Genomic DNA, 10473 nt, shown 5'->3' with positions numbered 1-10473 from the left:
TATTTTGTCTTCGAACTCCTTGGGTAGATGGCCCCCGCCGAGCACTGCCACAAAGCCCTTCGCGCTTCCGCCCCTCAGTGCCTTGCCCTTGAACGAACTGTTATAGTCGATTACAACCTTGTCTCCAGCGGCTGCGCGCCGTTTTGGGCTATCTGACACGACAAAACTAGGGTATCGAGCTTTGAGTTCGCCAATAAACTTCTCGACATCCTCCTGCCCGACCTCTGCCTCCATTTCCTTGAGCGCAATGTCTTCTGGATTGACGGATGGAACCTCTGGCATCAGTTCAAACTGCAGCTCGTATACCAGATCCCCACCTTTCCCTTCTGTAGAGCACACCTTGGGGTGAGAAGTGATCCTGACCTCTGAAGTTACAACATCCCCAAAGCCGCCTTCCTGCATGAACTGCGATGAGGCGTCGTCAACAACCTTAGAAAGCACCTCTCTTACGACATCTTCGCCGCAATTGCGCCGCACAAGGTCCAGCGAAACCTTACCCTTCCTGAACCCATCCATTCTGACATTTGCTGCAATCTCGCGCAGCCTGTCATCCACCTGCTGCTCCAGGTACTCGTTACCGACAGTAAACTCGTACACCCGCTTCAGCTTATCACTCAAGACCTCTTTTACAACGTAGAACCGCTGCATAAAACACTCCACCACAATTAAGGGAGCACACAGGATGCGGATAGAGGGACTTGAACCCCCACGGGCCGGGCCCACTAGGACCTAAACCTAGCGCGTCTACCAATTCCGCCATATCCGCACGAGCAGCCCGGGTTTGCCGCATTGGACTACTCTCACTTAAAGGCATAGCCGCGGCGGTAACCCAACTACTAAGCCCCAGCACCACCCCCTAAAAACTCTGACACAGGATGCTCCAGCAAAAGCGCTGAGTGGTTCCGGCGTGATTCGAACACGCGACACACTGATTAAGAGTCAGGTGCTCTACCGCTGAGCTACGGAACCCTAAAGCAGCGGAACGCGAGCTACCACAGACATCTCCGCACCACACCGCTTCAGCGGTCCTTGATACTACCATACTAACGGTATGTCAATAGCAAGATCGTCTTCACTACAGACTTGACTGCAAGGTTTATTGGTTTATAATGCGGACCGTTTGTTTTTGGCTTGCATGGCGCGTGGCCCGGCGTTAGGGGTCCCTCGCCTCTCGGTGGGTTTTTGTGGTGGTTTGTATGAGATTTTCTAGGGTGGTGCTCCTTTTGCTTGTTGCTGCGTGCGGGTTGCAGGGATGCGGCGGTCTGTTTTCCAAGGGAGAGCGCAGGATTAAGAGTCCTTGTGTCAGGGCTAGTGGCAGCCAGACGTGTGAACGCCACCCAGTAAACCAGTGGTGGCTTGGGTGATGCTCCCTGGCCAGTGGCCGCTGGCGCTTTGTCTCCACCCTTGCTGCTGGTATTTGCCGCGCCGGCGTGCCGCGTAGCCTTTTTTGTCCGCGTTTGCGCGGTGTGTATCCACTGTGTGGGTGTGTGGCAGGTCGCCTGTGGCTCCGGGCACTGCAGGGAGCGCAGCAGCTCTCGTGTTTTTTCCCTTGATAGTTTCTAGTGCGGCGTGTGGTGCCTTTTTGGTGGTTGTAACGTTCGTCCTGGGCTTGTGGGCCGTAGCTCGCTACCTTGCAGATAAACCCGGAAGGCATGACCCTGCTGAGGTTGTTGTTGACGAGGTCTGCGGACAGACGCTTGTGCTTGTGATACCCTGCATGCTCACACAACATGGCGTTTTTGGCGTACACTTGCCTAGTGATGCGCTACATCAGACAATCCTTCTATGTTCCGGGTTTGTGTGCTTTAGAATTTTTGACGTGGCAAAGCCGTGGCCGGTATGCATGGTAGATGCCCAAGTAGGGGGAGCTCTGGGCGTTATGCTTGACGACATATTCGCTGCTATACCGGCGTCTATTGCGTGTCTCGCAGTGGTGAGCGCAAGCTCTATGTAGGAGGTGAATCCAAAATGCATTTCTCTTCTTTAGCCACGGACAACCTGAGGGAGTACATGTCGTATGCGATTAACATGTCAGGGGGGACAGTCCGCAAAGTAGGTAATTTGATACTCACAATAAACGGTCGTCCGGACTCCTCCTTTAACTACGTATTCCCCACAGATGGAACATATGAGGAGTGCGAGCAATCTGCCAGAAGTACCCTGGACTACCTGGAAAAAGAAAAAATCGACACGACCTGGGTTGTGGATTCCCACACTAAGGAGTTCAGTAGGGCAGTAAATAAATTAGGGCTCGCCGCACCAACAGTGGTGAAGAAGGCATTTATGAAGATACCAACGCATGCCCATATTAAGCATCACGGCCCAAATCTTGTGCTAGAAGCTGTCAGCACGGATTCTGCACTAACTGAACTCGATTGTATGGCATCGAAAATTTTCTATTGCAATATAAACGATCTGGCAATACTGTTGAGGGGGATGGTTAGGCATAAGCCTTCGAACCTCAGGTTCTTCCTTGCTAAGTTACACGGTGCTACTGTGGGGCTGTGTGGGATGTACGTCCGTAATCAGGTAGTGGGCCTTTATAGCGACGGGGTGCTACCGGAGTACAGGAATATGGGCATAGCTAGTGATATGGTACTACAGAGATTAGAGATGGCCAGGGAGTTATACAGGTGCAGGTACGCCGTGGCGCAGTGCGTCAAGCGGTCCGTAGATCTGTACTGCAGGTTAGGGTTCAGGATGACTGGAAATTTGTCGCTGTATGCCTCGCTCATGGCATGAAGCATAGCTGGGAAAGGTAGACTAGTGCTCGGTGGAGGAGTATAAGAGAAAGTTAGTTAATGTTTACGTATGCTGCCGGCTATGTATTGGTCTTTGTCCTAGCAGTGCTGGCGGTTTTCTGCTTTTATGCTAGTTTAAGCATAAGCGATTTTCGCCACAATAACAATTTGCTCACAAGTCTGCTGCTGTCTCTTGGGGACGGGTTCTATCTTTGGGATGAGAAAAAGCGGGTGGAACGCTTCTCTCCCAACTTGCAGATGCTGCTGAACAGCGTGTTCTGTTCCTTCAATGAACTGGCAAACTTCTTTGAAGAGTCCGATCAGCTGAGGAAAAACTTTACCGAAGCGCGCAAGATCAACAAATCTTTTACGATGGATCTAAAGGGGAAGGACGCAGAAATTTATTGCTCGTGCTACGGGCAAAGCATAGTTGACGACCAGGACAAGATAGTCGGTGTGTTGCTGTGGATCCAGAATGTGACCGGGGGAAGGTCGCTAATCGCAAGCCTCAATCGCAAAAACACAAAGCTGGCACAGGAACTTAGCAACTGTAGCAGCGTAATTGATGCACTACCCTACCCGGTGTGGAAAAGAAACAAAAATGCCGAAGTGGAGCTGCACAATCCTTTTTATCTGAAGTTGGTACAGAACAACCAGGGTGATACGCTAGTCAAGCAGCTCAGTTCCAAGGTTGCGGGCAGCGAAACCGAATTTCAGGAAAAGGCATTCATGATTGTCGATAACGAGAGAAGGCTCTATTTACTAACAGAAGTGAAAACCTCGGATGGAGGCTCTGTCGGATACGGGCAAGACATCACACAAAGCTGGCAGCTCACACAAGAAGTAAAAGGCCACTCGAAAGCGCAAAAGAGCCTTCTTGACAGTCTGCCATGTGCTGCGGCTCTCTATGGTAGCGACGGAAGATTGCTGTTCTTCAATAGCCACTTTAGCAAATTCTGGCAACTGGACCAGTCATGGATGAGGGGCGGCGCAATCTACTCAGAGATTATACACAAGATACATGAAAAGGAATTTGTGGATGACGGGTCTTTTGAGCTACTCAAAAAGCAACAGTATGAGCTCTTCGGTAAGCTAGCGGAGCCGTATCATGACGCTTTAACCCTGCAAGACGGTACCGTGCTGGAAATCTCTGTGGTTCCCAACCACAAACAGGAGCTCCTATTTCTCTACAGTCGCGCACAAGATTAGCTCTCACACCCCGAATATCGCATCACGGTTCGTTGCTAAACCGTACGTCGCGTAGCCCTGGCACTTGTACAGCGAGTGCAAAATCGCGGACATTACAACGGACCACAAGCCGAGAGCAGGAGTATACGATTCCGAATTTATATGCGAAACGTGTGATATGGGACCAACTTCCCAACGATAAGATCCAGAACAATGAAGGAAGGCGCGACTACAGCAGCGGGAAGTGCACTACCCCGTCTTGGCCAGTTCACCTAGTTAACCTTCCGACGCCAACACGAACCACACCTGCAAGCACAATGGCAGCATACACGCGCGGTGGTGCCCATGGGGAGACTTGAACTCCCACGACCGCAAGGTCAGCGGATTTTAAGTCCGCAGCGTCTACCATTCCGCCACATGGACAAAAGGGGTAGCCACTACCCGGAAAAGAACTCAACGACCAAATTCACTTCCATGTTGGCAGGATAAGGAACCTCGCAATACTTAGGTACCCTGAGATAACGCGCAGAGCGCTGTGCAGTGTCAACCTCTAAATGATCTGGAACGCGCCTCTCTTGCGACTGTATAGCAGCAAGCACCATAGGAAGCTCTGTTGCCCGTTCTCTTATTTGCACAACGTCACCAGGCTTCACCGAAAAACTGGGTATATTCACCACCTTGCCGTTTACAGTCACATGCTTGTGGGAAACCAACTGCCGTGCAGAAAACACAGTGGGTACAAAACCCGCGCTGTATACAACCACAGCAAGGCGTGACTCCAAAGCCCCAACTAGATTATCACCAGTGTCACCCTTTCTATTGTAGGCCCTGAGGAATGTATTCCTCAGCTGCTTACTAGACATCGCGTAGTAGCATTTAAACTTCTGATGCGCCGCGAACTGCCTACCAAAACTTGAGAGCTTCTTGTACCCCATGCTCCCATGTTGGCCCGGAGGATAATTCCTGGTAGCAACGGGGTCCTTGGACCTCCCCCAAAGGTTTACCCCCAACCTACGACTCGCCCTGTATTTTCTCTCTACAACCGCCACAATACAACCTACACAACAACAACCGAATGGAGAATGAGAACACCCCCACAGCTCCACGATGCGAATTAACGCCATACGGGGAGGAAGTATGATCATTTTAAGCAAGTGTGTCAACCAATTTCGTATCCAATCATGAGCCACCTAAATGGCCATCGTAGCGCCTGCATTGAATGATAATTGCCCGCACGTGTATGGGCCGCACACCTTGGCAGTTAGTTTACCAACAATACAGCTGGAACCCAAACTGCGAAACGGATAGTTTGTCTTTGACTGCAACACCAGTTACGATAACATCCTGCAACGTACTTTTTATGAGAGTCAAATCCATGAAGTGGGTTGATGTGGAAGATATAGCTTGCTCGCTGGAAGATGCCTACCCAAACCAGGACATTTTCGCCCTCAGATTCACCGAGTTAAAGTCCATGGTGGTCGGTTTGCCAGAGTTTGATGATGACACCGACGGGTGCAACGAAAAAATCTTAGAAGCAATACAAATGGCTTGGAGCGCAGAAAGGGATGAGTGATTCAAGCTCGCCCTACTCGTTCCAATCATACATAGGGCATATTTTTGTTAGCCGTGTCTTCGCCCCCCATGAAGAACATGTGTGGGATGCAGGAACTTCGCGGGGCCAGTTTTGAAATCGGGGCCAGCTACGTGGGCAGAGCCTGCAAATAAGCGACTGTTCCTCGCCCTCAACCCCGTGGCGGGAGCGTTCGGAGGAACCGTGCCGACCAGCCCTTAGAATTAACACCCGGTCAATAGCGGGAAGAGCAGAGCGGGCAAATCGGTGGAGTATTGTTTGTCGCACGTATTTGGTCTACAGCAAATGTGGAAATTCGCTGGGTGTCGGTAGGCCGCCGCACTTTTTGCCTAGCTCGTAAACTTTTCGGCCTACGGTTGGTCAGCAACGCACACGGTCAGCATATTTTTTGGGCATACCGGCACCAGAGCCCGGCTAGATATAACATACTTATAATTATTGAACCAAGCTCACTAATATTATACAATGCCTGCGGGTTGCTGCCCGTACTGTCCCACAAAGTTGCTAAGGGTGAAGGGGTGAAGTACTTAAACTGCCTGTTGGGGGCGGGTTGCGCTGCTGTCCTCGTGTTTGTCATGCGGCCCGTGCTGCCATTGTGCTGCGTTGCAGCCGTGCTGGCGTATTTGCTGAACCCCCTGGTGAATAGGCTAGAGTCCATAGGTCTCCCCAGGCCTGTTTCGTCTTTCGCAATAATATTCTCTTCGGTCGGTGTGTTTGCAGCCCTATTGGTATTTTTGGTACCAATAGCGTATTCCCAAACGCTAGCACTAGCCAAGCTACTTGTTGACAAGTTGCCCTTCGCGGGTGTTGAGGGTATAAAAAACGCCCTGCTGGCTTATGATATGTTACGTTACGACGGGGTCATTGGCGCGATGAACCCCGAAGCGCTGTCCCCCCATAACCTTTTCAGCGGCAACCACGTAGAGTTTATCAAACTGCTTGACGGCTTGTACAAAAATTTCATCAAAGTAGCCGTTGGAGTGGTACAATCCGGGGTTGGGATTGGGACAATCGCTGCAAAGGTCTTCATTACCCTGCTGCTGTTATTCTACATTTTGGGAAGTTGGCCAATCGTGGTAAAAAACGCCCTTCTCATGGTCCCCAGGCATTATCTAGAAGGCTTTTCCCATTGCATGTCAAAGATTGACAGCATAGTATCCGCATACATAAGGGGCCAGACCACCGTGTGTCTGATTATGCTAATATACTACTGCATATGTTTTGCAGTAGTGGGGCTAGAATACTCTTTGGTACTCGGCGTCATATCTGGCATCATGACGTTTATACCGTATATAGGACCAATTCTGTGTGCCTCGCTCGGTGCTTGCCTGGCCATACTCCAGGATTTCAGTTGGACCGGCACTGCGGCGGTGATATTGGTATTTGTGGTTGGGAACGTAGTAGAATCGAACATCATCACTCCGGTCCTGCTTAGCAAAAAATTGGATCTGAATCCCGGGTGGGTGGTAATTGGGATGGTGGTTTTTAGCGCGCATGCCGGCCTTTTGGGGGCGCTAGTTTCCATTCCGGTCACTGCAATTGTGAGCGTTTTGACGCATTTTGCTGTGGAGAAGTACAAACACAGCAACTTCTACCTTGGTAAGTGAATGTACAGGCAACTAAAGCTGTTTGACACACAGGAAGTGCACTCGTACCAATGCTCTGACTACATACTTTTGGACCACAATAGGCACACTTACAACCTGTTAATGAACACCTACAGTTGGGGTTGTTTCGTACTCTACGGAAAATCTGGTTCGGGAAAAACTCACCTAGCACACATGTGGCAAAAACTCAGAAAGGCAAGCTTCATATGCCACGGCCAGGTGATAGGCGAAGCGATAGGCACCATAAGAGAAAGCAGCGCTGTTATCATTGAAGACATAGACAACCTAAGGGATGAATCGTGGGTATTGCACTGCTATAACTTTGCGCGCGAAGCCGGAAAACCCCTTTTGATGACATCCTCACTGCCGCCGCACATGCTCAATTACCAACTGAAAGACTTGGAATCTCGGATAGTATCCGCTATGAGTGCAAGCCTTGCCGATCCGGACGAGGAATTATTGCGGATAATGCTGGTCAAATTATTTACCGATCGGCAGATGCACATAGATGTTCGCACTGTTAACTACATACTCAACAATGTTGAGCGGTCATTCAAAAAACTTAGCGATGTGGTAAACCTTATAGATACTGAATTGCCAACCAACGCCAGGGGTGTTACCATTCCGTTTGTTAGGTCGGTAATTAGGAGGGGCGGTCCTGTATAGAGGAAAAGTGCTAAGCATAGCTGGCTCTGACTCTGGAGGAGGAGCCGGGATACAGGCGGACATCAAGACCATCACTATGCTGGGATGTTACGCTGCCACTTGCATAACATCCGTAACTGCGCAAAATACCACGGGAGTTTACGGAACCTGGAACTTGGCTCCAGAAGCCGTTGAGAAGCAGGTTGTGGCCGTTTTGTCAGACATACAAATAGACTCAATTAAGATAGGAATGCTGCCACCTAGTCTTATGGAAACTGTAGCACGTTTGATTCCCGTCGGAATACCTGTGGTGCTCGATCCAGTGATGGTTGCAACATCCGGGTTTGAGTTGGTCGAGGCCACGGAGTTTATGAAATGCTCTGGCGCGCTTCTGAAGAAGGTATCTTTACTCACACCCAACATTCCGGAAGCCGAGCACATATCTGGGGTGAAGATAAGCACGAAGCAGGACGCAATCAAGGCGGGAGAGGCTATTAAAGCTTTGGGGGTTGGCGGCGTCTTAGTAAAGGGCGGGCACTCAGACGAAGAATACGTGGAGGATATACTCCTCACGGACAGCGGCGTGTTATGCTTCAGAAACGCCAGAATTCCTGGGAAGATTCACGGCACTGGATGCACACTGTCGTCCGCCATAGCAAGCTTCATTGCGTGCGGCCTGTCAACGGAGGAGAGCGTGGAGTCAGCCATAGGCTATCTAACAAACACAATGCGTGCTGCACCCAAGATTGGGCATGGATACAACCCCGTATTTCACAACTACGAACTGTTCCCAGACGCTAATACGCCTTAGTGCACCAGGTTGAAAACTCGGCGGAGGTGGACGGTTTCACGCCAGGAGTATAGGGTGTGCGCGGGCGCCAAACCCGTACCAACCACCCGGCACTTGCATCAATAATATCGCAAACGTCCCGCGGCAAATTATTTGTCGCTATCTAGCGGTACCGGAACCGCGGCTCTTGACAGCAGATATGAAGTTGTCTTGCAGCTCCCCACGTGTACCATAGCTCACAGTAGTTCCACTACTCCTTAGATCTGTACCCGCACCTAGAACAATATGGGTACTGTCATTTGCTCCATGCGCGGCCGCGGCGCCCTTCTGTTGTCCCCTACCCTTTGCTTCGGGAAAATTGTCCTGCTGACTTTAACCAGCCGTCGCTGTTCAACACCAACAACCCACTATGCCCACTACTGGCGGAACTAGATGCCAACACACCACAGCTTCACAGGTGTCAAAACTTGTAGGAAGCGCACTACAGGGAAGCCGTACCACTGACCAAGTGCATGCTATTATCCGCATCCACCCACATACAGGCCAGCCGACAGCGCTTCGTTGCTATCTCATTGCGCCGGGACCGCGGTTCCTGGCAGATGCGAAGATATCCTGCAGTCCCTTACTCGTGCCATAGCTCACGGTAGTCCCGCTACTCATGAGGTCTGCGCCCGCACCTACAACCTTTAGCATATCAGCCTCGCTCAGGACAATACAGCCATCATCATTCGCTCCACGCGCGGACGCGGCGCCCTTCTGTTGTCCCCTACCCTTTGCTTCAGGAAAATTGTCCTGCTGACTTTCCCCAACTCCCGTGTCTATAGCAGGTACGTCATCGCGCGCCGACGCACTTTGGGACCTCTCTCCCTTGGGATCCAAGTAAAAACCCAACCCCTCACTCATGTCTTTGATGCTGTCTATAAAGCAAGTAAGTGCCTCGTCTCCGGAACTGATGAGAAGCTGCTTCCCGACCTGCAGCTGGGAAGCGTTAAGGTTATATGCCGAGTTTACCAGAATCGGGATAGCCCTGGCAGTGCTCACGGAAACCTTTCTTATACTCCCGATCGCGCCCTTGCCAAGCAGCGCAATTTTCTCCATGCATCTGAGGGCAAACCCCGACATTATAAACCCCGCAGGCGAACCCAGGCCCGTAACGGTACCCTTCTGTTTGGCTACAATGCGGTGTCGTGCCTCGCGCTCCATACTGGCAGCACCAGCACCTAGGAGGCGCGCGCAAACGTCAAGAGCTCCCTGCGGAATCATACAAGCAAAGTTGAGTACGGCCGCACACGTGTTAAAAGGCACAGCCATTGCTACAGTAAGAAGCCACGAAGTAGCACCAGTTTTCTCGTTCACAATGCGCTTGGTCTCAGCCGTCACCTCAGCATTGTAGATAGCCCGCATGACCTTTGCTTCCGCATCACCCACAGCAGTGGGGACTACAGTATCCCCCTCGCATGCCACTACCAGCCTTTTGTTTTTGTACTTTTCCAAATCCAACCCCAAGGCCAGCAACGCCTCTTTCTGGTGATTGGTGTTAATCGCGTAAAGAAGCTTTCCGTCAGCAGTGACGGCCCTATCCAGCCCCAGACCCTCTGATTTTATCGGCTCTAGCGGGAGCGCCCTGCCCTTAACTATAAGCTGCCCCTTCTCGAGCCTCATCTTACTACCTTTCCCGCTGAAGCATGAGGGAGGTAGGAATTCGCATGGCTGGCTGCGATCCACAAGCTGCGACATGAGCATGGGAACACGCACCTTCTGCTGTTCACCATTTCCTTGGGGGTCCAACCTGGCAATGTTCTTGAGATTAAGAGCAAAAGTGACCTTCAAAGCTTTTAAAACTTTCCCCGGTACACTAGACTCTTTAATACTCGTCCCAACATCACTGGCACCACGTGCCGCCGATGTCCA

The 10473-nt window shown here is 51.0% G+C and carries 10 protein-coding genes and 3 tRNA genes; 7 read left to right on the top strand and 6 right to left on the bottom strand.

Going from position 1 to position 10473, the window contains the following annotated elements; genetic code table 11:
* From GAC_RS01725 to GAC_RS01715, 3 genes are all read right to left on the bottom strand, one after another.
* A partial coding sequence (locus GAC_RS01725) for a trigger factor (protein WP_037349124.1) occupies positions 1–648 on the bottom strand: 648 nt, incomplete at its 3' end.
* A gap of 35 nt (positions 649–683) precedes the next feature.
* Positions 684–766: transfer RNA gene (locus GAC_RS01720), tRNA-Leu, on the bottom strand.
* Between the two features lie 131 nt (positions 767–897).
* A tRNA-Lys gene (locus GAC_RS01715) sits at positions 898–969 on the bottom strand.
* Between the two features lie 532 nt (positions 970–1501).
* Here GAC_RS01715 and GAC_RS01710 point away from each other — a divergent pair.
* From GAC_RS01710 to GAC_RS01700, 3 genes are read left to right on the top strand one after another with little or no spacing between them, the layout of a single operon-like run.
* Positions 1502–1954, top strand: a complete 453-nt coding sequence (locus GAC_RS01710; protein ID WP_237696977.1) for a phosphatidylglycerophosphatase A family protein — start codon at positions 1502–1504, stop codon at positions 1952–1954.
* Between the two features lie 14 nt (positions 1955–1968).
* Positions 1969–2742 (top strand): GNAT family N-acetyltransferase, encoded by a 774-nt coding sequence (locus tag GAC_RS01705; protein WP_010263183.1) that lies wholly within the window; start codon positions 1969–1971, stop codon positions 2740–2742.
* Between the two features lie 59 nt (positions 2743–2801).
* The gene (locus GAC_RS01700) at positions 2802–3950 is read left to right on the top strand and encodes a hypothetical protein (protein ID WP_010263179.1); all 1149 of its coding nucleotides are present in this window, start codon (positions 2802–2804) and stop codon (positions 3948–3950) included.
* Positions 3951–4266: 316 nt separating this feature from the next.
* On the opposite strand, the gene GAC_RS01695 is transcribed toward GAC_RS01700, so the two are convergent.
* Both GAC_RS01695 and rpsD read right to left on the bottom strand, forming a co-directional pair.
* Positions 4267–4352, bottom strand: a tRNA-Leu gene (locus GAC_RS01695).
* A 14-nt stretch (positions 4353–4366) separates the two neighbouring features.
* Positions 4367–4981 (bottom strand): 30S ribosomal protein S4, encoded by a 615-nt coding sequence (rpsD, locus tag GAC_RS01690; RefSeq protein ID WP_029209777.1) that lies wholly within the window; start codon positions 4979–4981, stop codon positions 4367–4369.
* A 323-nt stretch (positions 4982–5304) separates the two neighbouring features.
* Here rpsD and iscX point away from each other — a divergent pair, with 323 nt between their 5' ends.
* The 4 genes from iscX (at position 5305) to thiD (ending at position 8583) form a co-directional block, all read left to right on the top strand.
* Positions 5305–5502: a Fe-S cluster assembly protein IscX gene (gene iscX / locus GAC_RS01685; RefSeq protein WP_010263173.1), complete on the top strand. Its 198-nt coding sequence runs from the start codon at positions 5305–5307 to the stop codon at positions 5500–5502.
* A gap of 494 nt (positions 5503–5996) precedes the next feature.
* The gene (locus GAC_RS01680; RefSeq protein ID WP_223822687.1) at positions 5997–7127 is read left to right on the top strand and encodes an AI-2E family transporter; all 1131 of its coding nucleotides are present in this window, start codon (positions 5997–5999) and stop codon (positions 7125–7127) included.
* Entirely contained in the window at positions 7128–7793 is a 666-nt protein-coding gene (locus GAC_RS01675; protein WP_010267213.1) for an HdaA/DnaA family protein, read from the top strand. It abuts the gene before it with no gap.
* Between the two features lie 7 nt (positions 7794–7800).
* Entirely contained in the window at positions 7801–8583 is a 783-nt protein-coding gene (gene thiD, locus GAC_RS01670; protein WP_010267211.1) for a bifunctional hydroxymethylpyrimidine kinase/phosphomethylpyrimidine kinase, read from the top strand.
* Positions 8584–9126: 543 nt separating this feature from the next.
* Here the strand turns inward: thiD and GAC_RS01665 are convergent.
* The coding region (locus GAC_RS01665; RefSeq protein ID WP_037349120.1) for a hypothetical protein at positions 9127–10473 on the bottom strand (1347 nt) is incomplete at its 5' end.

This window comes from Anaplasma marginale str. Florida (assembly GCF_000215485.1).
Classification (GTDB): domain Bacteria; phylum Pseudomonadota; class Alphaproteobacteria; order Rickettsiales; family Anaplasmataceae; genus Anaplasma; species Anaplasma marginale.
The sequence above is the reverse complement of the archived record's forward strand: the minus strand, read 5'-3'. Positions and strand labels throughout refer to the sequence as shown.

Coding starts and splice junctions, on each gene's coding strand:
- GAC_RS01675 (WP_010267213.1), top strand. CDS start 7,128: ATGTACAGGCAACTAAAGCTGTTTGACACACAGGAAGTGCACTCGTAC.
- GAC_RS01705 (WP_010263183.1), top strand. CDS start 1,969: ATGCATTTCTCTTCTTTAGCCACGGACAACCTGAGGGAGTACATGTCG.
- GAC_RS01700 (WP_010263179.1), top strand. CDS start 2,802: ATGTTTACGTATGCTGCCGGCTATGTATTGGTCTTTGTCCTAGCAGTG.
- iscX (WP_010263173.1), top strand. CDS start 5,305: ATGAAGTGGGTTGATGTGGAAGATATAGCTTGCTCGCTGGAAGATGCC.